17 protein-coding genes, 1 pseudogene and 2 CRISPR repeat arrays are annotated in these 25,629 nt (G+C 55.3%); of the genes and pseudogenes, 14 read left to right on the top strand and 4 right to left on the bottom strand.

The genetic code is table 11. From position 1 onward, the window contains the following. Positions 1–175: 175 nt before the first annotated feature. The 12 genes and pseudogenes from F4V43_RS09670 (at position 176) to cas2 (ending at position 18,395) form a co-directional block, all read left to right on the top strand. Positions 176–928, top strand: coding sequence for a DeoR/GlpR family DNA-binding transcription regulator (locus F4V43_RS09670; protein ID WP_150458037.1), 753 nt, complete (start codon positions 176–178; stop codon positions 926–928). Beyond that, on the top strand, positions 925–1,848 hold the full coding sequence (pfkB, locus tag F4V43_RS09675; protein WP_150458038.1) for a 1-phosphofructokinase: 924 nt from the start codon (positions 925–927) through the stop codon (positions 1,846–1,848). Before F4V43_RS09670 ends, pfkB begins: the two co-directional genes overlap by 4 nt. A gap of 123 nt (positions 1,849–1,971) precedes the next feature. After that, positions 1,972–3,942 carry a fructose-specific PTS transporter subunit EIIC gene (locus tag F4V43_RS09680; RefSeq protein ID WP_150458039.1) on the top strand — a complete coding sequence of 657 codons (1,971 nt, stop codon included), beginning with the start codon at positions 1,972–1,974 and terminating at the stop codon, positions 3,940–3,942. A 355-nt stretch (positions 3,943–4,297) separates the two neighbouring features. After that, positions 4,298–6,439: an alpha-amylase family glycosyl hydrolase gene (locus F4V43_RS09685; RefSeq protein ID WP_150458040.1), complete on the top strand. Its 2,142-nt coding sequence runs from the start codon at positions 4,298–4,300 to the stop codon at positions 6,437–6,439. Positions 6,440–6,603: 164 nt separating this feature from the next. Further along, a CRISPR array of direct repeats spans positions 6,604–8,940; the repeat unit is 33 nt; unit sequence ATTTCAATCCACGCATCCCATACGGGATGCGAC. Positions 8,941–9,236: 296 nt separating this feature from the next. After that, positions 9,237–10,247 (top strand): LacI family DNA-binding transcriptional regulator, encoded by a 1,011-nt coding sequence (locus F4V43_RS09690; RefSeq protein WP_150458041.1) that lies wholly within the window; start codon positions 9,237–9,239, stop codon positions 10,245–10,247. A gap of 186 nt (positions 10,248–10,433) precedes the next feature. Continuing rightward, positions 10,434–12,860, top strand: coding sequence for a CRISPR-associated helicase Cas3' (gene cas3, locus F4V43_RS09695; RefSeq protein WP_150458042.1), 2,427 nt, complete (start codon positions 10,434–10,436; stop codon positions 12,858–12,860). A 44-nt stretch (positions 12,861–12,904) separates the two neighbouring features. Next, positions 12,905–13,627, top strand: a complete 723-nt coding sequence (gene cas5c / locus F4V43_RS09700) for a type I-C CRISPR-associated protein Cas5c (protein ID WP_150458043.1) — start codon at positions 12,905–12,907, stop codon at positions 13,625–13,627. Beyond that, positions 13,624–15,537 carry a type I-C CRISPR-associated protein Cas8c/Csd1 gene (gene cas8c / locus F4V43_RS09705; protein WP_150458044.1) on the top strand — a complete coding sequence of 638 codons (1,914 nt, stop codon included), beginning with the start codon at positions 13,624–13,626 and terminating at the stop codon, positions 15,535–15,537. The genes cas5c and cas8c overlap by 4 nt, the downstream gene beginning before the upstream one ends. After that, a complete protein-coding gene (gene cas7c / locus F4V43_RS09710; protein WP_150458045.1) occupies positions 15,537–16,421 on the top strand; it encodes a type I-C CRISPR-associated protein Cas7/Csd2 in 885 nt (294 codons plus the stop codon). Before cas8c ends, cas7c begins: the two co-directional genes overlap by 1 nt. Continuing rightward, complete coding sequence (gene cas4, locus F4V43_RS09715) at positions 16,408–17,067, top strand: CRISPR-associated protein Cas4 (RefSeq protein ID WP_150458046.1); 660 nt, start codon at positions 16,408–16,410, stop codon at positions 17,065–17,067. The genes cas7c and cas4 overlap by 14 nt, the downstream gene beginning before the upstream one ends. Continuing rightward, positions 17,064–18,095 (top strand): annotated as a pseudogene (cas1c, locus tag F4V43_RS09720) (type I-C CRISPR-associated endonuclease Cas1c). The gene cas4 and the pseudogene cas1c overlap by 4 nt, the downstream one beginning before the upstream one ends. A gap of 9 nt (positions 18,096–18,104) precedes the next feature. Continuing rightward, positions 18,105–18,395, top strand: a complete 291-nt coding sequence (gene cas2, locus F4V43_RS09725; protein WP_150458047.1) for a CRISPR-associated endonuclease Cas2 — start codon at positions 18,105–18,107, stop codon at positions 18,393–18,395. A gap of 191 nt (positions 18,396–18,586) precedes the next feature. Further along, a CRISPR array of direct repeats spans positions 18,587–22,256; the repeat unit is 33 nt; unit sequence GTCGCACTCCGTATGGAGTGCGTGGATTGAAAT. Between the two features lie 148 nt (positions 22,257–22,404). On the opposite strand, the gene F4V43_RS09730 is transcribed toward cas2, so the two are convergent. After that, on the bottom strand, positions 22,405–22,995 hold the full coding sequence (locus F4V43_RS09730) for a CGNR zinc finger domain-containing protein (RefSeq protein ID WP_150458048.1): 591 nt from the start codon (positions 22,993–22,995) through the stop codon (positions 22,405–22,407). A gap of 257 nt (positions 22,996–23,252) precedes the next feature. Between F4V43_RS09730 and F4V43_RS09735 the strand changes: the two genes are divergently transcribed. Both F4V43_RS09735 and F4V43_RS19705 read left to right on the top strand, forming a co-directional pair. Beyond that, on the top strand, positions 23,253–23,735 hold the full coding sequence (locus F4V43_RS09735) for a DinB family protein (RefSeq protein WP_150458049.1): 483 nt from the start codon (positions 23,253–23,255) through the stop codon (positions 23,733–23,735). A gap of 176 nt (positions 23,736–23,911) precedes the next feature. Then, a complete protein-coding gene (locus tag F4V43_RS19705; protein WP_191089544.1) occupies positions 23,912–24,079 on the top strand; it encodes a hypothetical protein in 168 nt (55 codons plus the stop codon). 83 nt (positions 24,080–24,162) lie between these two features. Here F4V43_RS19705 and cmpA read toward each other — a convergent pair whose 3' ends face one another. The 3 genes from cmpA to F4V43_RS09750 all read right to left on the bottom strand — a co-directional run bounded on the left by cmpA (position 24,163) and on the right by F4V43_RS09750 (position 25,622). After that, positions 24,163–24,267 (bottom strand): cortex morphogenetic protein CmpA, encoded by a 105-nt coding sequence (cmpA, locus tag F4V43_RS09740; RefSeq protein WP_150458050.1) that lies wholly within the window; start codon positions 24,265–24,267, stop codon positions 24,163–24,165. A 123-nt stretch (positions 24,268–24,390) separates the two neighbouring features. After that, a complete protein-coding gene (locus F4V43_RS09745) occupies positions 24,391–24,750 on the bottom strand; it encodes a hydrolase/acyltransferase (protein WP_150458051.1) in 360 nt (119 codons plus the stop codon). Between the two features lie 92 nt (positions 24,751–24,842). After that, complete coding sequence (locus F4V43_RS09750) at positions 24,843–25,622, bottom strand: YqjF family protein (RefSeq protein ID WP_191089545.1); 780 nt, start codon at positions 25,620–25,622, stop codon at positions 24,843–24,845. Positions 25,623–25,629: the final 7 nt, after the last annotated feature.

The raw sequence follows: 25,629 nt of genomic DNA on the forward strand, positions 1-25,629 counted from the left end.
GGAAGCGGACAGGATGCCGGCCTTTGCCGGCATCTTTTTTTAGCGGGCAGGGCTGCGGGTAATAGGGTCTAGGCCGTCAGGTTAGAGTGGTCTGAACGGTTGTGAATGAATTTGAATAATAATGATTGTTTTTTAAGGTTTTTATGATATGATTAACTCAGTTGGAGGAATGCAGATGTTGACCGAAGAACGCTATGCCCTAATCTTACAGCGCTTACAGGAACGGGGAACCGTTAAAATCCAAGAGCTGATCGAGCTGCTTGGTGCGTCCGAATCCACGGTACGCCGGGATTTGATTGATCTGGAGGCCCGCGGGCTGCTAAGACGCGTCCACGGCGGCGCGACCCTTTCTCCGCAGCGCAGTCTGGAGCCGGGCATGGAGGAGAAATCCTCCACAAACGTTCAACAGAAGAATGTAATTGCCCGTCTGGCGGCTGCTAAGGTCCAGCACGGCGAGTGCATTTATCTGGATGCCGGAACAACGACGCTTGCCATGATCCCATATATTGAAGCCCGAGGGATTACGGTAGTGACCAACGGGCTGTCGCATGTGGAGGCTCTGGTCGGCAAGCAGATCCGCAGCTACCTGCTGGGAGGGATGATGAAGAGTCATACCAAGGCGGTTATCGGCAGCATTGCGCTGCAGAATATGGATAACTTCCGGTTTGACAAATGCTTCCTGGGAACGAACGGCGTCGATACCGAAATGGGCTTTACCACGCCTGATCCGGAGGAAGCCATGGTCAAGCGGCGGGCGCACCAGCTCTCGGCGGAGACCTACGTGCTGGCCGACGGCAGCAAGTTCGGGCGGGTCTCCTTCGCGAAGCTGTTCGATCTTGCCGAAGCGACCCTGATTACGGAGGCCGTGCCTTCCCAGATGCGGGCTTCCATTCTTCACAAGACACAAGTAATGGAGGGAGAACGATGATCTATACGGTTACGCTTAACCCTTCCATCGATTATATCGTCGAGGTCGGGGAACTGCAGTTGGGCGGACTCAACCGAATGAACCGCGATCTCAAGCTCCCCGGAGGCAAAGGCATCAACGTCTCCAGGGTGCTGCACCGGCTCGGGATTGCGAATACGGCGACCGGGTTCCTCGGCGGTTTTACCGGCCGCCATCTGGACGACCGGCTGCGGAGTGAAGGAATCGGCCGGGATTTCGTCTTCATAGAAGGCGATACCCGGATTAATATCAAGCTGAAAGCGGGCGAAGAGACGGAGATCAACGGCCAGGGGCCGGAGATCCGGGAGGCGGAGGCGGAGGAATTAATCACCAGATTGTCCCGTCTGAAGCCGGGCGATATCGCCGTGCTGTCCGGAAGCGTGCCTCCTTCGCTTGGCGCAGGCTATTACAGCCGGCTGATTGAGGCGGTGAAGAAAGCCGGGGCCGATTTTGCAATGGATACGACCGGCGAGGCGCTGCTGAACGCTTTGCCGCTGAACCCTCTCGTCATCAAGCCGAACCATCATGAGCTGGCGGAGCTGTTCGGGACGGAGCTGCGGACCGAGGAAGAGCTGATCCGCTGCGGCCGGCGGCTGCTGGAGCGGGGAGCGAGGCATGTGCTGATTTCGATGGCCGGCGAAGGGGCGCTGCTGATTACGGAGTCCGCGGCGTACCGCACGGCGGCTCCGGCGGGAACGGTCCGCAATTCGGTCGGCGCGGGAGACTCCATGATTGCCGGATTCGTCGGCACGCTTGATGCCACCGGCAGCGTTCTGGAAGCGTTCCGCGCAGGCGTGGCCTGCGGAAGCGCGACCGCTTTCTCGGATGACCTCGCTGAACGGAGCGACATTGAACGCCTGCGTCCGCAGGTGGAGATCCGGAAGATAGCACACACCGGATAGAAGAGCAGGCGTCTGCGTTCGGCTGCCGGGTCTTGCGCCTAGTCGCATAGACCCAGGCCCTTCGGGGACGCTTCTGATACGGATGACACCGCTGTGAATGACCCGTAAAGGAGATTGAATCGAATGAAAATCACGGATTTGATGCTGAAGCAAGTGATGATTATGGACCTGGCATCCGCGACGAAGGAAGAGGTCATCGACGAGCTGATTGCGAAGCTTGTTGAAAGCGGTCGCATTGTGAACCGGGAGCTGTTCACGGAGATGATCTGGAAGCGGGAGCGCGAATCCAGCACGGGCATCGGAGGCGGCATTGCCATGCCGCATGCCAAGACGGGAGCGGTGAAGGAAGCGACCGTACTCTTCGCCAAAAGCTTCGCCGGTGTGGACTACGATTCGCTCGATGGCGAACCGGTCCACCTGTTCTTCCTGATCGCCGCTCCCGAAGGAGCGGGAACCATGCACCTGCGCACACTGGCCGCGCTGTCCCGGCTGCTGATCGAGCCGGAATTCATGGAGGCGCTGAAGAAGGCGGAGACGCCCGATGAAGTCGTTGCTCTGTTCGATGCCAAGCAGTCCGAAGCGGAAGCGGGGGAGCGGCTAGAAGCGAACGCGGCAAGCCCGGTCCTGCCGCAGGACGGGCGGGAGTCTTCGGCTGCGGATGCGGGTGCCGGACAACCGGAGGCAGGCGAAGCTTTTGTCGTCGCGGTAACAGCCTGTCCGACCGGCATTGCGCATACCTTCATGGCCGAAGATGCGCTGAAGAAGAAAGCGCAGGAGCTCGGCGTCCGAATCCGGGTCGAGACGAACGGCTCGGAAGGCGCGCAGAATGTGTTGACCGCTGACGAAATCCGCCGGGCCAGCGGCGTCATTGTCGCCGCCGACAAGCAGGTCGACATGGCGCGCTTTGACGGCAAGCCGGTGCTTCAGCGGCCGGTCAGCGACGGTATCCGGAAGCCGGAGGAGCTGATCCGCAAGGCGGCGGTCGGCGAAGCGCCGATCTACCGCAGCCAGGGAGCGGCCGGCGGCGATGCTGCGGGCGCCGCGCACTCGGTCGGGTCTTCTTCGGGCCGGCCAAAGGTCGGCAGCCGAATCTACAAAGACCTGATGAACGGCATCTCGCATATGCTTCCGTTCGTCGTGGGCGGCGGCATTCTGCTGGCGATTTCGTTCCTGCTGGAGCATACGCTCAGCCCGGATAACGAGCTCGTCAAGCTGCTGGGAGCCATCGGGGGCGGCGAAGGCGCTTTCCATTTCCTGATTCCGATTCTGGCAGGCTTCATCGCGATGAGCATCGGCGACCGGCCGGCGCTCATGCCCGGTATGGTCGGCGGCTTCATGGCGGCCACGGCAAATGCCGGCTTCCTGGGCGGCCTGGCCGCGGGCTTCCTCGCCGGCTATGTCGTTCTCGGACTTCGCCGGGCTCTCGCCGGCATGCCTAAGTCGCTTGAAGGACTGAAGCCGATCCTGCTCTACCCGGTCTTGGGGCTTCTCGTCACCGGAGCCATTATGTACTTCATCTTCGACCCGGTCTTCAGCTGGATCAACGAGGGCCTGATCGACGGTCTCAACAGCCTCGGCACCGGCAACAAAGTGCTGCTCGGCCTCATTCTCGGCGGCATGATGGCGATCGACATGGGCGGACCGTTCAACAAGGCGGCCTATACGTTCGCAATCGGAGTATTCACATCCAGCGGAAATACGAACGGCCTGATGATGGCGGCTGTCATGGCGGGCGGAATGGTGCCTCCCCTGGCCATCGCCTTGGCTACGACGCTGTTCAAATCTAAATTCACCGACCAGGAGCGCCAGTCCGGTCTCACGAACTATGTGCTCGGCCTGTCGTTCATCACCGAAGGCGCTATTCCGTTCGCGGCCGCCGATCCGCTGCGGGTATTGACCTCTTGCATTCTCGGCTCGGCTGTAGCCGGCGGCCTGACCCAGCTCTGGAATATCGACGTGCCGGCTCCGCACGGCGGCATCTTTGTAGCTGCGCTCGCCAATCATGCGCTGCTGTTCCTTCTCGCTGTAGCGGTCGGCGCGGTTCTGTCCGGACTGATCCTCGGCTTCTGGAAGAAGCCGCTCCGTGCCCGGTAACATGCAGAACGAACCGGCCTTGCATCTTATATCCAACCTAAGACCCGCTTCCGGTATAACCGGAGGCGGGTTTTTTAAGCAAATTCAGAATTCCTCCGAAAAGTCCCAGATAATGTATTGACTACTAGAATGAGGAGTGGTATTTTGGTGAGGAAACCGGTTTCCTGACACCTGCTGCTGCAATACCGCCGTTTTCCTGACAGAAACGGATGCAGGAGCAAAGAGGACGCATCATTCGGTAAGCGCTTTAATGGGCATTTCTTATTTGCTGCTCAAACGGTTGCGCAGCCGTTCGCCGCAGTAAGGCCCAGCGTTTCAACTGGAACGAACCAAATGAGAGGAGAGGTTGGGTTATATGAACAAGCAAGTCAAATGGTTGGCGTCCGTGTCGTTGTCCGTAGGGATCGCGCTCGGCGCTGCACTGCCTGTTATGGCGTCGCCGGATACGAGTGTCAGCAACAAACTGGATTACAGTACGGATACGGTATACCAGATTGTGACAGACCGCTTTGTCGACGGCAATTCGGCCAACAATCCGACAGGTTCGGCCTTCAGTGCGGATCGTTCCAATCTGAAGCTGTATTTTGGCGGGGACTGGCAGGGGATCACGAACAAGATCAACGACGGCTATCTGACCGGCATGGGCATTACGGCGATCTGGATTTCGCAGCCGGTTGAGAATATTACGTCCGTAATCAACTACTCGGGTGTCAACAATGCCGCCTATCACGGCTACTGGCCGCGCGACTTCAAGAAGACCAATGCCGCTTTCGGCAGCTTCACCGATTTCTCCAATCTGATCGCCGCGGCGCATTCCCACAATATCAAGGTCATCATCGACTTTGCGCCTAACCACACGAATCCGGCCTCTTCCACGGATGCCTCGTTCGCCGAGAACGGCGCGCTGTATAACAACGGCACCCTGCTCGGCAAGTACAGCAACGACAGTGCCGGCCTGTTCCACCACAACGGCGGAACCGATTTTTCCACAATTGAAAGCGGTATCTACAAGAACCTGTATGATCTTGCCGACCTTAACCAGAACAACAATACCGTTGACAACTACCTGAAGGAATCCATTCAGCTCTGGCTGAACCTTGGCGTAGACGGCATCCGGTTCGATGCAGTGAAGCATATGCCGCAGGGCTGGCAGAAGAGCTATGTCTCGTCCATCTACAGCAGCGCCAATCCCGTGTTCACCTTCGGGGAATGGTTCCTTGGCGTCGATGAGACAAGCCAGGACAACATCAATTTCGCGAACCAGAGCGGGATGAATCTGCTGGACTTCGCCTATGCACAGGAAGTCCGCGAAGTCTTCCGCGACAAGACCGAGACGATGACCGACCTCAGCTCGATTATCTCCAGCACAGGTTCCAGCTATAATTATATCAACAACATGGTAACCTTCATCGACAACCATGATATGGACCGCTTCCAGCAGGCGGGAGCGAGCACACGTCCGACGGAACAGGCGCTGGCGCTGACGCTGACTTCTCGCGGCGTACCGGCCATCTATTACGGTACCGAGCAGTATATGACCGGCAACGGCGACCCGAACAACCGGGCAATGATGACCGGCTTCGATACGAACAAGACAGCCTACAAGGTCATCAAAGCGCTGGCTCCGCTGCGCAAATCCAACCCGGCTATCGCCTACGGCACCACAACCCAGCGTTGGGTGAACAACGACGTCTATATCTATGAACGGAAATTCGGAAGCAGCGTGGCTCTGGTTGCGATCAACCGGAACACCACGACATCCTATCCAATCTCCGGTCTGCTGACCGCCCTGCCGAACGGAACTTATACCGATGTTCTCGGCGGTCTGCTGAGTGGCAATTCCGTTACCGTCAGCGGCGGCGCCGTCAGCAACTTTACACTGGCAGCAGGCGGCACAGCGGTATGGCAGTATTCCACCAACGAATCCTCGCCGGTTATCGCCAACGTCGGCCCGACGATGGGCAAGCCTGGAAACGTAATTACCATTGACGGCCGCGGCTTCGGAACGACCAAGAACAAGGTCACCTTCGGAACCACCGCTGTTACCGGCGCCGACATCGTGAGCTGGGAAGATACCGAGATCAAGGTCAAAGTGCCGAACGTAGCCGCTGGCAACACAACGGTTACCGTAACGAATTCGGCCGGCACGACCAGCGCCGCCTTCAATAACTTCAACGTGCTGACCGCCGATCAGGTTACCGTTCGCTTCAAAGTGAACAATGCCACTACGTCCCTGGGCCAGAACGTCTACCTGACCGGCAACGTGGCCGAACTCGGCAACTGGACCGCAGCCAAGGCCATTGGCCCGCTGTACAACCAGGTGGAAGCTTCCTACCCGACTTGGTACTTCGACGTCAGCGTTCCGGCCAGCACGGCGCTGCAATTCAAATTCATCAAGGTTAACGGATCTACTGTTACCTGGGAAGGCGGCAACAACCACACCTTCACATCGCCGTCCAGCGGCGTAGCCACCGTAACCGTAGACTGGCAGAACTAATCCGGCAAAAGGGAGCAAGCCTGCCCGGCGGACCGGCTTCTGCCGGTTCCCCGGCGGCCTTCCCGCCGCCGAAATTGAAAACGCGTGGACTTTCCCGGCCCTTGTGGCCGGGGAGTTCGCGCGTTTTTGCGTGCTGTGATGAGGCGGAAGAGGTTGATTGGAATGGTTCAATCCACGCATCCCTTACGGGATGCGACTGGCCGTCTTGACTTCCCAGGAGCTGTGCAGCTTGTCATTTCAATCCACGCATCCCATACGGGATGCGACGCAAGCTCTTTCTGGACGAGTTGCCGGACGAGCTATTTCATTCCACGCATCCCATACGGGATGCGACGACACAGGTCCGCAAGGGCCGATGGGGCCGAAGGGTATTTCAATCCACGCATCCCATACGGGATGCGACTCCGGCGTGGTCAGCGTCGTCTCGTAGTGGCCCGCCGATTTCAATCCACGCATCCCATACGGGATGCGACGAGAAACCCGACGATAAAGCCGAGGGACGACGTATTTCAATCCACGCATCCCATACGGGATGCGACTGGCCGGTAGCTCGGTGAGCAAGGCGATGGACTTTATTTCAATCCACGCATCCCATACGGGATGCGACTTCCCTGCACTTGCTGCGGAGCTGTGATAAACTATTTCAATCCACGCATCCCATACGGGATGCGACTCGTCCGGACAATATATGTACTTGCCGGAGGACCGATTTCAATCCACGCATCCCATACGGGATGCGACGGCCAGTTCGACAGCTCCAACGGCCAGGCTAACCCATTTCAATCCACGCATCCCATACGGGATGCGACTGCTGGCTGCTACTACCCATTTGTTCGGGACGGAATTTCAATCCACGCATCCCATACGGGATGCGACGCCATGCGGTGTGTCGGGTCCAGCAGCACGTCAAATTTCAATCCACGCATCCCATACGGGATGCGACGCCGAAGGCTCTGCTCTTCCATTTTCAAAAAGTGATTTCAATCCACGCATCCCATACGGGATGCGACGCGATCATATTTGCCGCTGGCCCAAGAGGTTCAGCATTTCAATCCACGCATCCCATACGGGATGCGACTTTCAGCCTCTCCCACCCCTAGCGCAACGTCTGATTTCAATCCACGCATCCCATACGGGATGCGACGCCTAGTAGCTATGGCCCTCGGCTTTTGATGTTTAATTTCAATCCACGCATCCCATACGGGATGCGACTGGATCACCGTGCTTATTCCTATCAGCGACTGGCCCATTTCAATCCACGCATCCCATACGGGATGCGACAATTTGCTCTATGACGAGATGGTGACCAACTGGCAGATTTCAATCCACGCATCCCATACGGGATGCGACGTCAATAGTAGCCACAAGACCGGCGGCCGAGTAATTTCAATCCACGCATCCCATACGGGATGCGACACCAAGGCCGAAGGGTATGTTCCGGGGGCTATCGAATTTCAATCCACGCATCCCATACGGGATGCGACGACCTCTCTTCCAAAATTTTTTTTTGAACCGGGATTTCAATCCACGCATCCCATACGGGATGCGACGAATACTATCTGTTCGGACCACTCAAATATTGGACATTTCAATCCACGCATCCCATACGGGATGCGACCCAATCCGACTCCGATCACTGGCGGCCGGGAAAAGATTTCAATCCACGCATCCCATACGGGATGCGACGCATGCGCTTGATTTCATGCTCCAGGCGGGCGTCATTTCAATCCACGCATCCCATACGGGATGCGACTTCATCAGCAGGAGTGGCAACAATGGATCCGGAAGATTTCAATCCACGCATCCCATACGGGATGCGACGACGGCATCGTTCAGGCTCTCGATCTCCTGCTGGAATTTCAATCCACGCATCCCATACGGGATGCGACGTCTTTCTACAACATCCTCTTGGACGCGTTCTCGATTTCAATCCACGCATCCCATACGGGATGCGACGAGAGCGGGATAAAAAAATAGGCGGCCATCATAAGTATTTCAATCCACGCATCCCATACGGGATGCGACGGCGGTGGCCGCTCTTATCCGATTGTGAGGTGATCATTTCAATCCACGCATCCCATACGGGATGCGACGTCACACTGCAGACCGAGGCGGCGACGGGGCAATGGATTTCAATCCACGCATCCCATACGGGATGCGACTGGACGGCGGCCGGCGTCGAGCCTCCGGTGAGTAATTTCAATCCACGCATCCCATACGGGATGCGACAAATTCGTTTAGGTTATCCGTAAATTCTGTTGTATTTCAATCCACGCATCCCATACGGGATGCGACACGCTCTTGCCACCAGCAAGTGGTGGGCGAAGAAATTTCAATCCACGCATCCCATACGGGATGCGACGCGGCGCTGACCAATCTTAAAGTGGTCCCGCTGGTGATTTCAATCCACGCATCCCATACGGGATGCGACGACAAAGCGCGTCCACCAGCGATACGGGTAGTAATGAATTTCAATCCACGCATCCCATACGGGATGCGACAGCGAAATTAGCGTCCATTCATTTCAATAAGGCAGAGAGAATCGCTTTTTTCTATGTTAAGCATAGCAAATAAATCTGCATGTGAGCTTGACATTTTCGGGAACAAGACAAAAACGACAAGATTCGTCAAAATCTGAGGTGCGAATGAGCCGGGGAATTCATGGGAGCTTGGGGTTCGCACCAAGTTTTCTTTTGCCTCTTAGGCAGGGGTGGAAGAACAGCCCTTCAAACGGCAGCTTGTAAGCGTTATAATAGAAATTGACAATTTTGGCATTCGTGTAAAAGGGCTGGGTGCGATGAAAGTGACCATCAATGATATTGCCCGCGCGGCAAATGTGGCGAAGTCAACAGTATCCAAAGTGCTGAATGACGCTCCGACGATTTCGGAAGCGACCAAAGCCAAAGTTCGAGCCATTATGCAGGAGATGAACTATGAACCGAGCAGTCTGGCTACGCAGCTGGCCCGGCAAAAGGGGTACAATATCGCGCTGATTATTGATTTGTCGCGAACCGGCGATTTCCTCAATGCCTCCTTCTACGATATCATCGGCGGGGTGGAAAGTGTGATCGGTCCCCGCGGGTATGAGCTGACCATCAGCAACATGCAGCATATTGGGCGTGAACGGTTCGTCAGCCGGTTCGCCATCGGGCGCAAAGCGGACGGGCTGATTATGGATAATTCGATTCTGACGCCGGAGCTGGCGCGGGAATTGAATGAACGGAATTTTCCCTATATTGTGATCGGAGAATATCCCGGGGTTCCTGCGAATCAGTGTGTGGATATCGACAATGCCCGGGGTTCTGTCATGCTGGTGGAACATTTGCTGGCCCAAGGCTATCAATCTCCTGCATTTGTCGGCGGCGAGTCGGGCGAACCGCTCTATGAGACCCGGCTGGAAGGGTTCCGCCAAAGCCTGGATTCGGTACGGGACGAGTTCATCCGTCCGGGCTATGCCAATGAGGCTAATGGACGGCGGCTGACGCGTGAACTGCTGAAGGAGACCGAACGGCCGGACGCGATTGTCTGTATGAGCAATCTGGTGGCCTATGGGGTATTGCAGGAGCTTCAGGAGCAGGGAATCGCGGTTCCGGAAGAAATGGGGATTGCGACCTTTGACAATATCCCCCTTGCCCCTTACACGACTCCGCCGCTGACTTGTGTGGATATGGATACTTTTGCTCTTGGAGCCGCCGCCGGCAATATGTTGATGGCGCGGCTCGAAGAGAGCGCAGTAGAGGAGGTTCAAGCTCCCTCCTGGGTGAAGCCCCGGCTGGTGGCGCGGAGATCAACGGAGAGACAAGCTTAAGCCTTTCAAGGTGACTTGAAGGCTTTTTTGCGTGGCATCCGATTCGGCAGGTCAATTTACAACCTAAATTATCGAAATCTGGTGTAAAATACCGCACAGTTCAGGATGGTTAAAAAGGATAAAATAGGATTGGCTAGGATAATAGAACCACAAGAATGCACATTCTTGGGGTTCCGGGGAGGTCTTATGGAGTATATCGCCCATATTCGCAGCAGGGATGGAAAGATTCAAACGGTCAGCGAGCATTCGGAAGCTGTAAGAGCGGGATGTGAGCATTTTGGAGTCAAAGCCGGTGTTCCTCATTTGGCCGGTTTGTCGGGGATTCTGCATGATCTGGGGAAGAGAACGCCGGCTTTTCAGCGTTACATTCAACAGGCTGTCTCTAATCCGGGTTCGGTACGCAGGGGAGACGTGGATCATTCAACGGCAGGCGGCAAGCTTGTTTTTGAGCGCTATCATCAGCGCCGCAGGAACTGGGAAGACAGGTTCACTGCCGAGTGGATCGGCAACTGCATCATTTCTCATCATCAGGGACTGCGGGATTTTATCGGTCCGGAAGGCAGGCTTCCTTTTCTGGAACGGGTGAGGGACAAGCAGCTGGAAGGCTTAGAAGAGGCAGCGGCGAGCTTCTTCTCCGATCGTTCGGAGGATTGGCTGGACGCGTATTTTGAGAAGGCCAAGACGGAGATGCAGCATGCGATTGAACAAATTCAACGATGCGGTCTGGATTCCAACGCCTCTTCTCTATTATTGAAGTACATTTTTAGCTGCCTGATTGATGCGGACCGCACCGATACGAGGCAGTTCGAGGAGAACGAGGAGTCCCGTTGGGAAGAAGACCGATCGGCATTTTTTGCCCGCAGTTATGACAAGCTGCTGGAAGCAGTCACGGCGATGGAGCAGGCCGAAGATGCCGGTCATCCGATCAACGTGCTTCGGCGGAAGATGTCGCAGCAATGCGATAAGGCGGCTGATCGACCATCCGACATCTACACGCTCTCCATTCCGACGGGCGGCGGCAAGACGCTGTCCAGCCTGCGGTATGCGCTGAAGCACGCCAAGACTTCCGGCAAGGACCGCATTATTTATGTGGTCCCCTTCACAACCATCATTGAGCAGAATGCCCAGGACATTCGCGATATTTTGCAAGAGGATGACATGATTCTGGAACATCATTCGAATATCGTGGATGCCCGAAGGGAAGATGAGGTTTCGGAAGAATACGATATTCGGCGCAAAAACCTGCGGTTGGCCCGGGATAACTGGGACCGCCCGATTATTTTCACCACCATGGTGCAGTTTCTGAATGCCTGCTACGGCTTAGGAACGCGCAATGCCAGACGGATGCATCGCCTGGCGAATGCGGTCATCATCTTTGACGAAGTCCAGGCCGTCCCTCCCAAATGCGTGTCGCTGTTCAATGCTGCGCTTAATTTCCTGAAATCGTTCGGGCGTTCCAGCATGCTGCTGTGCACGGCAACCCAGCCCGCTCTTGATTTTGTCCGTCACCATCTGCACATTGCCGAGCAGGCGGAGATCATCTCGAACTTGAGTGAGGTCGGCGAAGACTTCAAGCGGGTGGAGGTGGTCGATCGGGTAACGGCTCGAGGATGGAATTCACAGGAAATTGCAGCGTTTATCGGGGAACGGCTTAGAGAACTGGACAGCACGCTGGTTATTCTGAATACCAAGAGCGCGGTGAGGAAGCTGTATAAATACCTTAAGGAAGAACTCGTAAGGGAAGAGAGCGGCGTCCGATTGTTCCACCTCAGCACGAGTATGTGCGCAGCTCACCGCAAAGCGGTGCTGGCGGAGATTAAGGAAGCGCTGCGACAACAAGAGAAAGTTATTTGCATCAGCACCCAGTTGATTGAGGCGGGGGTGAATATCAGCTTTGATTGCGTAATCCGTTCCCTGGCCGGGCTGGATTCCATCGCTCAAGCGGCGGGAAGGTGCAACCGGCACGGGAAGGACCCGCTCAGGCATGTGTATATCATCCGGGCATCCGAGGAAAGGCTGACCTCGCTTCCCGATATCCGGATTGGTGCAGAGAAGACCGCTCTTCTGCTTGCCGATTTCAGGAATCATCCTGAAAGGTATGCCCATAATCTGCTGTCGCCCGCAGCGATCCAGTCCTATTTTCAAAGCTACTACAGCCATATCAAGACCGAACTGGATTACTATGTGCCCAAGCTGGATCTGAACCTGTACGACTTATTGGGAACGAACAAGAAACTCTTTCAACACTACAAGAACAAGCAGGGTCAATCTCCGCAGATTCATAACCGGGCGGCATTTGCTACTGCCGAGCAGCATTTTGAGGTTATTGCAAACGCTGCCACTTCAGTTATCGTTCCATACAATGAAGAAGCGCGGCAGATTATGATCGAATTGAACGGCGAGCTTGAGATTCAGTCGCTGGGAGAGCTGCTGCGCAGAGCGCAGCCGTACACGGTCAACCTGTATAACCAGGACTTGAAGCAGCTTGAGCGAAGCGGGGAGTTGTATCCGGTATTGAACGGTAATGTGCTGGCTCTGAGAGAGACGGCTTATCGTGAAGAGTTCGGTGTGGACACAGCAGGCGAGGGAGTCTGGGATGCAGCCATTATCTGAACGAAGGCAGGCACTCGCTCCATAACGAAGAGAGGAGGATACTTGTGCGTAACGAAATTCAGTTTCAGGTGACGGGTAAATACGCGCTCTTTACCGATCCGCTGACCAAGATTGGAGGAGAGAAATTCTCGCTTCAGGTTCCCACCTATTCGGCCATGAAGGGGATTGTGGAATCTATCTACTGGAAGCCGACCCTGATCTGGTTCATTGACGAGGTGCGGGTCATGAAGGTCATTCAGACGGAGTCCAAAGGAATGCGGCCAATCGAATACAGCGGGGGCAACACGCTCGCTTACTACACGTACCTGAAGGATGTTCATTATCAGGTCAAAGCGCATTTTGAATTCAATCCTTACCGGGAAGATCTGGTTCAGGACCGCAATGAGCACAAGCACCATCATATTGCCAGACGTGCCGTGAAGGCGGGGGGGCGGCGAGATATTTTTCTTGGGGCCCGCGAGTGTCAGGCTTATGTGGAACCATGCGAGTTCGGAGAAGGAGAGGGCTTCTACGATAATGTGCCCGAGGTGGACTTCGGAATCATGCTGCATGGAATCAACTACCCGGATGAAACGGGCCGCAACGAGATGGAGACCCGGCTGTGGAATGCCAAGATGGAGAATGGGATTATACGCTACATCCCTCCGGCTGAATGTCCTTATGTCCGGAAGATAGGCAAAGGCGCCGCCAAGCCGTTCGGACCGGAGAATATGCAATCGGTGGACACGCTGTACAGCGAGGTCTGCGGGGAGGAGGAGTCGTCTTGACGTGGATGGCTCAATTGCTGAAGACCTATGAGGCGAATCAGGGTCAGGTCGGAATCTTCGAGAAGAAGCGGAATGATCGGGAATACGCCCTGATCCCGGTCGCCCACACCACCCAGAGTGCTCATATCACGGTGGTGCTGGACATGGACGGCCACTGGCTCACCGCACAGGTGGTGGATAAAGCAGACAGTAATACGATTATTCCCTGTACGGAAGCCTCATCCAGCCGGACGAGCGCCCCGGTTCCGCACCCGCTGTTCGATAAGCTCATGTACGTGGCAGGGGACTATATCCGATACTGCGGCGATGTTAAGGGGACGCCCTATGCGGATTACATGAAGCAGCTTGGGGAGTGGTGCGGCTCATCTTATGCTCATCCCAAAGTAAAGAGCGTCTATACGTACCTGGCGAAGGGCACTTTGATTACGGATCTGATCCGGGCCGGAATTCTGTGGGCAGACAAGCAGGGACAGCTGCTGGCTAAATGGAGCTCTGAAATGGAAACGGCTCATGGAGAGAAGCCGGAAATTTTTAAAGTCATCGCTTCGGATCAAAGCGCAGCTTTTGTCCGGTTTGCCGTTCAGGCTCCGGGCGAACCGGAGACACGTTTATGGCGGGACCCGTCGGTCCAGCAATCTTTTATCGACTATTCGCAGAGCAGACTGGGCAGCAGTGACTTATGCTTCGTTACCGGCAAGGTGCTGCCCTATGCCGACAAGCATACCTCGCGCATCCGCAATTCCGGAGATAAGACCAAGCTGATCTCCGCCAATGATACGGCAGGCTTCACGTATAGAGGGCGATTCAAGAATAGCCGAGAAGCTGCTTCCATCAGCTATGAAGCGTCCCAGAAGGCCCATAACGCCCTTAAATGGCTGATTGAACGCCAGGGGTTCACGATGGACGGGAAAGTCTTTCTGATCTGGGGAACCGAGAAGCTGGAGGTGCCCGACCCTTATGCAGGTTCTTTTACCTTATTTGATGAGGAGGATCTGGAAGCGGACGGGGGAGACGGAACGCATCAGGCTTATGCCGATATGATCCGCAAAGGGCTGGCCGGTTATCGATACGATAGTGACTATAAATCCAATGTAATTATTCTGATTCTGGATGCAGCTACGCCCGGACGGCTGTCCATTGTATATTACCGGGATATGAATAAGGAGTTGTTCCTTGACCGGATTCAGCGCTGGCACGAGACCTGCTCCTGGGAGCATCGTTATTACCAAGAGGCGGAGAAGACTTACGGAACGTATATCGGAGCGCCGGCCACGAAGGATATTGCTTACGCGGCGTACGGTTCCAGAGCCAGCGATAAGCTCGTCAAAAGCTTGCTGGAGCGCATGCTCCCCTGCATCGTGGATGAACGCCCCGTCCCGCTTGATCTTGTTCGCAGTGTCGTCCAGCGGGCTTCCCATCCTGTCGGCATGGAGAATTGGGAGTGGGAACGGACGCTGAGCATTGCATGCGCTTTGGTCAGGAAGCATGAGAAGGAGGAATATGAAGTGGCCCTGGATACGAAGAACGAGGACCGGAGTTATCTTTTTGGAAGACTGCTGGCTATTGCCGATGTACTGGAGCGCAGAGCGCTGGGTGACGAGAAAAGGGCAACCAATGCGCTTCGCTATATGAACGCTTTTGCCCGGCATCCCGGACGGACGTGGAGCATTATTCAATCCAATCTCCAGCCCTATCAGGCTCGAATGGGAGTCAGAGACCTCATCGTCAACCATTGCAACCATGAACTGGATATCGTCATGGATAGGTTAAGACCGGAAGATTACAACGATAGCCCGTTGAGCGGGCTGTATCTTCTGGGTTTCTCGAGCCAACGAAGAGACTTGTACACCAGCAAGAAGGATGCTGCCGACCACAAGACGGATTCCATTCAAGAAGAGGAGAATGAATAATGAGTACACTTGACCGTAAAATTGATTTTGCCGTCGTCTTCTCGGTACACAACGCCAATCCGAACGGCGACCCGTTGAACGGGAATCGTCCGCGTCAGAATTATGAAGGACATGGCGAAATGTCCGATGTAAGTCTGAAGCGCAAAATCCGCAACCGGCTGCAGGACATGGGGGAATCGCTGCTGGTTCAGTCCGACGACCGCCGTGTCGACGGCTTCCGAAGCATTAAAGAGCGGGTGGACGCCAACGAAGAGGTTCAGGAATTTGCCAAAGGCAAGAAGCCGAACAATGAGCTGTATGCTCAGGCGGCTTGCAAAGAATGGATCGATGTGCGCAGCTTCGGACAAGTGTTCGCTTTCGGAGGAGCCGAGGGGACCAGCGGAGGCGGCGTGTCGATTGGAGTCCGCGGACCGGTATCCATTCATGCGGCAGTGAGTATCGACCCTATTGATATTACCAGCACCCAAATCACGAAGAGCGTCAATACCACGACACCGAAAGATCCGAACAAGCGCGGTTCCGACACCATGGGGATGAAGCACCGGGTGGATTTCGGCGTCTATGTCTTCTATGGCAGCATCAATACGCAGTTGGCAGAGAAAACAGGCTTCACCTATGAGGATGCGCTGAAGATTCGGGAAGCTCTTCAGACCTTGTTCGAGAATGATACGTCGTCTGCCCGGCCGGACGGAAGCATGGAAGTGCATTCCGTATACTGGTGGGAGCACAAGTCCAAGCTGGGCCAATATTCCTCGGCCAAGGTCCACCGGTCGCTTCAAGTTACGCGGAAGCAGAGTGCAGCAGCGCTGAAGGCGTTGGAGGATTACGAAGTGACGCTCCAGCCGCTCGACGGTCTGGAAGTCCAAATCTATGACGGACTATAACGAAGAGGATTATCTGCTGCTCTCGGGCATTCAGCATTTTAACTTTTGCAGACGCCAGTGGGCTTTGATTCATATCGAGCAGCAGTGGGAGGAGAATGTCCGGACGCTGGAAGGAAACCATCTTCATCGTGTGGCCGACCAGCCGCATCTTCGGGAGAAGAGAGGCGACAAGCTGGTGGTCCGCGCCCTCCCGGTTCATTCAAGGCGGCTTGGACTTACCGGAATCTGCGATGTCGTTGAATTTATAAGGGACCCCGGCGGGGTCCCGTTATCTGATGAACAAGGGTTATATCTGCCCTGTCCTGTAGAATACAAACGCGGCAAACCCAAAAAGGACGACTCGGACCGTTCGCAATTGATAGCCCAGGCGATGTGTCTGGAAGAGATGCTGGCCTGCGAAATTACGACAGGCTATCTTTTTTACAACGAGATCAAGCATCGGGTAGAGGTTCCCATTACTGAAGCCGATCGCGAGCAAGTCCAGGCCACTCTGCATGAAATGCATGGCTACTATGCACGTCGATATACACCTAAGGCCAAAGCAGGACCCCATTGTGAGAATTGCTCGCTCAACAAGATCTGCCTCCCTGGACTTATGAATCGCCGGACGGTTGCCAGCTATATAGAAAGCAAGGTGAGCGAATGAAGAGAATGCTGAACACCTTGTTTGTTACGATTCCCGACGCTTATTTATCTCTGGATGGTGAGAATGTCGTCGTGAAAAAGGAGGATGCCATTCTTCAGAGATATCCCTTGCATAATCTGGAAGGGATTTATACCTTTGGCTACGCGGGTGCCAGTCCGGCCTTGATGGGGACATGAGCCGAACGAAATATCGCGCTAACGTTTCTCACGCGGAACGGTCGTTTCGTCGGGAGAGTGATTGGCGAGAGCCGGGGAAATGTGGTACTCCGTAAAGAGCAGTATCGCATCTCGGATGATGAGCCAAGAAGCGCGATAGTGGCACGCAACATGATCCTCGGCAAAGTGTACAATGCGAAATGGATATTGGAACGGGCTACCCGCGATCATGCACTTCGGTTGAATGTACAGAAATTCAAGCAGATTTCTGCCTCTTTGTCGGAAATTATGCACACTGTGCGCAGCGTAGAGGACTTAGATGTTCTCCGCGGACTGGAAGGAACGGCAGCCGTTCAATATAACTCCGTATTCGATGATCTGATTTTGCAGCAGAAAAATGATTTTTATTTTCACGGACGGAATAAACGGCCTCCCTTGGACAATGTCAATGCCTTACTGTCCTTTACTTACACTCTGCTTGCCCATGATATGATTGCGGCGGTCGAAGGAGTCGGCCTGGATGCTTATGTCGGGTTTTTGCATCGCGATCGTCCCGGACGGGCTTCGCTTGCGCTGGATGTGATGGAGGAATTAAGGGGGATCTATGCGGATCGCTTCGTTCTTGGATTGATCAACAAGAAGTTGATTCATGCCAAAGGCTTTCATCGCAAGGAGAACGGTGCCGTTATTATGGATGAGGCAACCCGCAGACAGGTGCTGGTTGCCTGGCAGGAGAAGAAGCAGGAGCAGATCATTCATCCTTACTTAAATGAGAGAATGGCTTGGGGGCTCGTTCCTCACGCTCAAGCACTTCTACTGGCTCGCACGATAAGAGGGGATTTGGAGGAATACCCGCCATTCTTATGGAAGTAGGTGAACGGCGTGCTTGTCTTAATCACTTACGATGTGAGCACGAAGAGTTCTGAGGGGCGTAGACGCCTGTCTCAGGTATCCAAGAAATGCCTCAGTTACGGACAGCGTGTTCAGAACTCCGTGTTTGAATGTATCGTGGACGCTACGGAATTTCGTAGATTGAAATATGAATTGGAAGAACTGATAAATGAAGAAACAGATAGTCTGCGCTTCTATAACCTTGGGGACAAGCACAAAACCAAGGTAGAACATTTTGGCGCCAAGAGCAGTTATGATATGGAAGGGCCTTTGATCTTGTAAAGATAGCTTGGTGCGAATGCCAAGCTCCCATGTTTTCCGCAGGTCCTTCGCACCTCAGAAATTGCAGAATATTGTCGAATATGATCTGTTTCTTGAAATGTCAAGGCAATGATTATACTTATCTGATATACTTTCTAGCGAAAAGGAAGCTAAACGTTCTATAAATTTGATCAATTTGGCTGTTTTTCGCTGTCGCACTCCGTATGGAGTGCGTGGATTGAAATCAGCTTATGAGGGGACAGGCATCCAGGCGCGCCACGGTCGCACTCCGTATGGAGTGCGTGGATTGAAATTAAGCCTCCTGCTGCGGCCGATCTTTGTCGTTGTGTCGCACTCCGTATGGAGTGCGTGGATTGAAATAGCGCCAAGCAGAGGAAATTGATCCGGAAAAGCTGTCGCACTCCGTATGGAGTGCGTGGATTGAAATCCTACGAGGTTTATGAGTCGCTTACAGTCCTCCCCGTCGCACTCCGTATGGAGTGCGTGGATTGAAATTTTAGGAGCCTGAAGAACAGGTAAATGGCTCCTCCTGTCGCACTCCGTATGGAGTGCGTGGATTGAAATCAACACCTCATGGCGCTGCGGGACTCGGTCCCCAGTGTCGCACTCCGTATGGAGTGCGTGGATTGAAATGGCTTAGTCATTTTTATAATCCTCCCAGGGAACTGTCGCACTCCGTATGGAGTGCGTGGATTGAAATAAGTTTATCCTTGAACATCCCCAGATGCCGAGCCAGTCGCACTCCGTATGGAGTGCGTGGATTGAAATGTCCATCGTGCCCTCGGCCACCAGCCGGATGACCGTCGCACTCCGTATGGAGTGCGTGGATTGAAATTCGTCATAGTTGCATGGGCCGCTGTAAAGCTCTGTCGTCGCACTCCGTATGGAGTGCGTGGATTGAAATCCACGGGGTCGCCAAAAAGCCGGGCCGATGGGAGTCGCACTCCGTATGGAGTGCGTGGATTGAAATCTTTTCCCGGCCGCCAGTGATCGGAGTCGGATTGTCGCACTCCGTATGGAGTGCGTGGATTGAAATAAATGATTGGCTCACTCCTGAAGAATTCGGAGACGTCGCACTCCGTATGGAGTGCGTGGATTGAAATGGTCGGGCGAACATGCGCTATTCTGACGCCTAAGTGTCGCACTCCGTATGGAGTGCGTGGATTGAAATAGGTGAGTGATCCGCCCGTAGGCTTCACGCCATGTCGCACTCCGTATGGAGTGCGTGGATTGAAATACCCGGGCGAAGGTCAGCATGCTGGACGCCAAGAGTCGCACTCCGTATGGAGTGCGTGGATTGAAATAGGCGGAAGCCGGCGCTGCCCGAACGGAAGTCCTCGTCGCACTCCGTATGGAGTGCGTGGATTGAAATGTCCTGGAGGGCGGTAAGCTTACGCTCGTCGGCGTCGCACTCCGTATGGAGTGCGTGGATTGAAATCCTTTATACCCTCGCCCGATCCGGGCGGAAAGGCGGGTCGCACTCCGTATGGAGTGCGTGGATTGAAATCGCGCGGTAGCGCTGCCCCGGCTGCGGCAGCCGGATGGTCGCACTCCGTATGGAGTGCGTGGATTGAAATCTTCATGGCCGTGAAGATGACTCGGTGGATCGGGTCGCACTCCGTATGGAGTGCGTGGATTGAAATGCCGCTTGCGCTTGGTTGAATACGTCCATGCCGAACGTCGCACTCCGTATGGAGTGCGTGGATTGAAATCGAATGTTTTCGTTTCTGGCGAAACTGCTGGGCTAGTCGCACTCCGTATGGAGTGCGTGGATTGAAATCGGCGGGAACGAAGGGAACATCTTGCCCGGCGTCGTCGCACTCCGTATGGAGTGCGTGGATTGAAATGCCCAAATGTTGACATTGATTCCACGGAGGGGGGGTCGCACTCCGTATGGAGTGCGTGGATTGAAATATTCGGACCCAAGAAGAATCCGGTTTCAAAGCTGAGTCGCACTCCGTATGGAGTGCGTGGATTGAAATCGGTGTCACCCACTACTCTCCTATCAACCTACCGTCGCACTCCGTATGGAGTGCGTGGATTGAAATTCACGGCTGTTCGGGCATTCCTGGTCGATCAGGTACGTCGCACTCCGTATGGAGTGCGTGGATTGAAATGTACTGGTTACAGCTACCATTGATACCCAGGACGTCGCACTCCGTATGGAGTGCGTGGATTGAAATCATGTATGCCAAAAAGGAGGATCAGCCATGATCTAGTCGCACTCCGTATGGAGTGCGTGGATTGAAATTTGTGGGCATAAGCCCACTGGTAAAACACGTCATGTCGCACTCCGTATGGAGTGCGTGGATTGAAATGATCAGAAAGGCCGCTGTTTATTGACTGCTCCGTCGCACTCCGTATGGAGTGCGTGGATTGAAATGGGTGGATACATAAGCAAGCCCCTGCTCATTGTAGTCGCACTCCGTATGGAGTGCGTGGATTGAAATTGTGCCCCCGTGTTACAGAGACCGGGGGCTATGCGTCGCACTCCGTATGGAGTGCGTGGATTGAAATATGGGTTTCGCAAACGTATACGTCCTGCCGCCTTTGTCGCACTCCGTATGGAGTGCGTGGATTGAAATGCGTCCGCCAGTGATCGGTGCTGGGTTGGTGACCGTCGCACTCCGTATGGAGTGCGTGGATTGAAATTGGGCGGAGACGCGACCCATGTACATATGCGCGGTCGCACTCTGTATGGAGTGCATGGATTGAAATTAGTTATCCATATCAATCGACCGAAGGAATCACGTCGCACTCCGTATGGAGTGCGTGGATTGAAATTTCGAGCGCCTGCTTGGTCGGGCGCTCGACTTTGGTCGCACTCCGTATGGAGTGCGTGGATTGAAATAAGGTCCAATGGCATACCAGCTTCCTCAATCTGCTTGTCGCACTCCGTATGGAGTGCGTGGATTGAAATACCGGTGATGCGTGTAAAGTCGATGCCGAAATCCGTCGCACTCCGTATGGAGTGCGTGGATTGAAATGCGGTTGAGCATCAGGTCGAGGACATGTCTACCCGGGTCGCACTCCGTATGGAGTGCGTGGATTGAAATGCCCGGGGCAATCGGGTTGTAAGCAGCTTAGGGGTCGCACTCCGTATGGAGTGCGTGGATTGAAATAGTCGATGAAGGTCTTGAAGGCTCCCATCGGAGTCGCACTCCGTATGGAGTGCGTGGATTGAAATACGCCCACGGAGATCATCCTGGGGCTGATTAGCGAGTCGCACTCCGTATGGAGTGCGTGGATTGAAATTCGGCAGCCTCGGCCTCCTCTGCGGTCAATTTCGTCGCACTCCGTATGGAGTGCGTGGATTGAAATTCCACCGCCGTATTGATCCGCTCTACCCACGCATGTCGCACTCCGTATGGAGTGCGTGGATTGAAATTGGGAGGGCTTAATGATGGAACATCACGAAGAGACAGGTCGCACTCCGTATGGAGTGCGTGGATTGAAATAGCTCATGATGCAGCAGCTCACCAATTTCACGTCGTCGCACTCCGTATGGAGTGCGTGGATTGAAATTGGCGACGTCCGAAGAGGTAAACGGCAAGCTCGTGTCGCACTCCGTATGGAGTGCGTGGATTGAAATATGGAAATGAAGAGGGTTCTGGAGTATTCCAGCGTCGCACTCCGTATGGAGTGCGTGGATTGAAATGGCCCGGCCCCGTGGAACCCGGGCATCCCGGTGACGTCGCACTCCGTATGGAGTGCGTGGATTGAAATCCGTCGACCGGAAAAAGATGGCCGAAGTGTGCAGCGTCGCACTCCGTATGGAGTGCGTGGATTGAAATCTTGTACCGCTTCCTGTGCTCCCGCTCCCGAATCCTCGCACTCCGTATGGAGTGCGTGAATTGAAATCTCGCGGTAGGATAATTCGCCTATATAACAGTTCGCATATATAACAGTTCACGCATACAACAGATTGATTCGAGAAATTTTCGAGCCAACACAAACCAAGGGCAGCGCATCGCGCTGCCCTTTTCCTATCCGGCCGTTCCGTTCAGCTTCACTCCTCGCGGGGCTTGCCTGCGGGCGGCGGGGAGGCTGCTTCCGCCTTCTTCCGCGCCCGAAAGCGGCGGACCTTGAGGAGATTGCCGCAGGTTTTGTCCTCGCAGTACCGCTTGGAGCGGTTGCGGGTATCGTCGTAATAGACCCACTGGCAGTCCGGGTTCTCGCAGACTCCGAAGCGGGAAGGGTCCCCGGTTGTCACCGCTTCGGCCAAAGAGGCGGCGATCTCGGCCCGGACTTGGGCCCAATCGTCCCGCAGCGGCTCGGAGACAAGCTCCAGCCGGCCTTCCGGGTCGGCGGCAATCCGTCGCAGTGCGGGGCCAAGCGCCATCTCCCGGTTCAGTAGCGCCAGCTGTTCCTCCGACAGGGAGCCTCCCGCCGCCAGCGTCCGGACAATAGCAAAGAGCGCGGAGCGCAGACGCTGGAGTTCGGCCAGCTCGTCTTCTTCGGGAGCTTCAAGCGGGGGGAGATGGTTCCCGGCCAGCCAGCGGCGCACCCATTCGCGGTTCAGCAGCCGATCCTCCGCCTTCCGCTCGTCCCCGGTGCGCCAATCCCGCGCGTAGCTATTGATGAAATCCGCCCACAGCATAATCCTTCCACCTTTCTGCACCCTTCATTGTAACAATGGAACTGGAGGAATGCCAGTTACATGGAGAAGAGAGCTTACAGCAACCGAACTGGGATAGCATTGTTGCGAAATGATAATGTAACGATTAAAATGAATATAGATGGTTACATATAAGATAGGGCTTTATTCACTATCCGGAACCATCTTGCGATTATCGGCACAATTCCGGATAGTTGTGGCTGACAACAAATAATGAATGAACACTGGAGGGAAGAATTATGGGATTTACGTTAAAAGAAGTGCTGCTGCAGAATTGGGATTATGCGATGGATCAGGAGGATTGGGCACCGCCCCTTGCCGCTGCACTGCAAGGAGTGAATGAGGAACAGGCGCTCTGGAAGCCAAAGGGAGAGGCGGGCAATTCGATTTGGGAGACGGTGAACCATCTCGCCTACTATAAGGAACGGCTGCTCCGAAATATTAAGGGTCTTCCGCCGCTGCCCGATCTGGAGAGCAACACGGCTACGTTCACGGTGACGGAGAGCGGAGAAGAAGCCTGGAAGGCGGCGGTGGAGCGTCTGAAGAACGTCCATGCCGAGCTGAGAGAATACATCGCTGCTCTGGACGAAGACGGAGGGCCGGAGAACAAGCGGACGGAACTCCTGATGAGCCTTGTGCTGCACGACAGCTACCATACGGGCCAGATCGTGCTGGTGCGCAAGCTCCAAGGATCATGGCCGGGCCAGCGCAGCTTTGACTGAGGAGTCCGGCTTCCAGGGGGTATGGCGGGTCTTGGGAAGCTGAGACAGCCGGGACTCTGCACCCGGACCGCTCTGTTTCAAGGACCGAAAGGCCGGGGTAATGAGGCGTAAGCGGGAGCGAGGCAGGAAGCCTGTCTCCCTCCTCAACTAACGACCTGTGCGAAGGAGAGATCGAAATGGACCCGAAATACACCGACCGCAGTGTGGAAGTCGAGCATCGCGAGGTTCAGCGGAAATCCGACAGCAGCCTCGTCGCTTCAACCTTTATCAAGTATGCGGCTTACGTCATTATCTTCTTTGGTTTCCTTTACTTCCTGGTGCGCTACGTCTTCCCGAAGTTCTGATCGCAGCGCGAACCGGAATCAGGCAGCCTTCCTTCACTTCCCGAAGCGGGAGACGAAGGAAGGCTGCCTGGCGTGGATTCCGGTCAGGAATTGCGGTAGAAGAACCAGCATTCATTCAGCAGCCGGATCTGACGGCGGTCCTTGCGGAGATAAGCTTTCATCAGTTGCTGGCAGAGCCATTGCGGCATGGCGATCTCCCCCTGTCGAGTGTGGCATCATGTTACCAGCATATGGGCGAAAGCGCAGGGAGGTGACGGATGAGGCGCGGGCGGACCTTTCCTTTCTTCTTGGTACAAAAAAAAGCGCCCGCATCAATGCGAACGCTCTTCCTCTTCCTCGTACCACTGCTCCAGCTGCGCCTGCAGTGCCCGAATCTCCGTGAGCAGCGAGATCAGGGGGTATTCCTTCTCCTGAATCGAAGCAAAAACTTCCTCCAGCCGGTTGATATAGGCCAGTCCGGTCAATAGGGAAGTTCCTTCCCGCAGCACTTCCAGCTCGGCGCATTCCGCTACGGCGGCGGGCAGCTCCGGCACCCGGTCGGCCGTCAGCTTGTCGATCTCCTTGTTCAGCCGCAGAATCAGCGCGCTGAGCTGATAGGCGTAATCGGCCGGCATTTCCACAAATTGCAGCTCTTCCCCAAGCTGCAGAATGACATAGCGAAACTTGGACATTCCCTTCATTCTCCCTCCGTGCTTGCCTTTCCTCTTGACAGTGTAGCCCAAGCCGAGCCGACAATTCAAGAGGCAATCGGGAAGGCGCCGGTTCAGCAGCGGCGGATCGGCCACATCAGCACATCCAGCCGTTCTGTATAGGTAGCGGCCGCAGGAACGGCTGGAACGTTCAGGCCGTAGGCCTCGGTCAGCGTATCCGTATGTATCGTCACGTCCACTTCCCGAAGCGGCCATGGCAGGTGATGAATATCCACCGTGTACAGCCGCCCCTGCCGGTCGGCCGAATACATGCGGTAGCGTTCGCTCAGCCAATGGAGCAGCGAGCCCGGCAGGGCGTTGAAGACTTGCCCGGACAGCGGACGATACGCCGTCTTTAATACCGCGGCTTGCGATGCGCCTCCGCTGCTTCCGCGGCTTGAAGGAAGACCTGTGGTGCGGAGACTCTGATATTGAACAGTCTCTCCCTTCACTTCCTCGGACATCTGCGCGCGGTGATAGGGCAGATGTCCCCCGATGCGCGCGCCGGCGACGGCAAGCCGGCGGGACGCTTCCAGGGTGAAGAACCAGATGCCCGGCACGCCGTTGACCTTCACATAGGTGCGCAGGTTCACTTCCAGGAAGCGGCCGGTCCCGGGAAACGGCGGAGTGCAGCGGAACCTCAGCGGATCGACCCGGAACGGGGAGAGACTGATCCAGGGAACGCCGTCCCAGAGGTCCAGTTCGACGCCGTCCGGCAGGGGAGGAAGCTCTTCCCGGGCGACCGGCCAATGGGCAAAGAGCAGACGGCGCCAGACCTGCTTCATGACCCAGGGACCCGCGGGCAGCGGGAAGGGGCGGTGAGCGGTATGCGACAGAATAGCCCGGTTAAGCAAGGGGTAC

The sequence above is a fragment of the Paenibacillus spiritus genome (assembly GCF_008710135.1).
Taxonomy (GTDB): Bacteria; Bacillota; Bacilli; order Paenibacillales; family Paenibacillaceae; genus Paenibacillus_AQ; species Paenibacillus_AQ glufosinatiresistens.

What these genes read in the sequence shown, in the direction of transcription:
- F4V43_RS09690 (WP_150458041.1), top strand. Translation starts at nt 9,237, where the DNA reads ATGAAAGTGACCATCAATGATATTGCCCGCGCGGCAAATGTGGCGAAG.
- cas3 (WP_150458042.1), top strand. Translation starts at nt 10,434, where the DNA reads ATGGAGTATATCGCCCATATTCGCAGCAGGGATGGAAAGATTCAAACG.
- pfkB (WP_150458038.1), top strand. Translation starts at nt 925, where the DNA reads ATGATCTATACGGTTACGCTTAACCCTTCCATCGATTATATCGTCGAG.
- F4V43_RS09670 (WP_150458037.1), top strand. Translation starts at nt 176, where the DNA reads ATGTTGACCGAAGAACGCTATGCCCTAATCTTACAGCGCTTACAGGAA.
- cmpA (WP_150458050.1), bottom strand. Translation starts at nt 24,267, where the DNA reads ATGCCGCAATGGCTCTGCCAGCAACTGATGAAAGCTTATCTCCGCAAG.
- F4V43_RS09735 (WP_150458049.1), top strand. Translation starts at nt 23,253, where the DNA reads ATGGGATTTACGTTAAAAGAAGTGCTGCTGCAGAATTGGGATTATGCG.
- F4V43_RS09745 (WP_150458051.1), bottom strand. Translation starts at nt 24,750, where the DNA reads ATGTCCAAGTTTCGCTATGTCATTCTGCAGCTTGGGGAAGAGCTGCAA.
- F4V43_RS09680 (WP_150458039.1), top strand. Translation starts at nt 1,972, where the DNA reads ATGAAAATCACGGATTTGATGCTGAAGCAAGTGATGATTATGGACCTG.
- cas7c (WP_150458045.1), top strand. Translation starts at nt 15,537, where the DNA reads ATGAGTACACTTGACCGTAAAATTGATTTTGCCGTCGTCTTCTCGGTA.
- cas4 (WP_150458046.1), top strand. Translation starts at nt 16,408, where the DNA reads ATGACGGACTATAACGAAGAGGATTATCTGCTGCTCTCGGGCATTCAG.
- F4V43_RS09730 (WP_150458048.1), bottom strand. Translation starts at nt 22,995, where the DNA reads ATGCTGTGGGCGGATTTCATCAATAGCTACGCGCGGGATTGGCGCACC.
- F4V43_RS09685 (WP_150458040.1), top strand. Translation starts at nt 4,298, where the DNA reads ATGAACAAGCAAGTCAAATGGTTGGCGTCCGTGTCGTTGTCCGTAGGG.
- F4V43_RS19705 (WP_191089544.1), top strand. Translation starts at nt 23,912, where the DNA reads ATGGACCCGAAATACACCGACCGCAGTGTGGAAGTCGAGCATCGCGAG.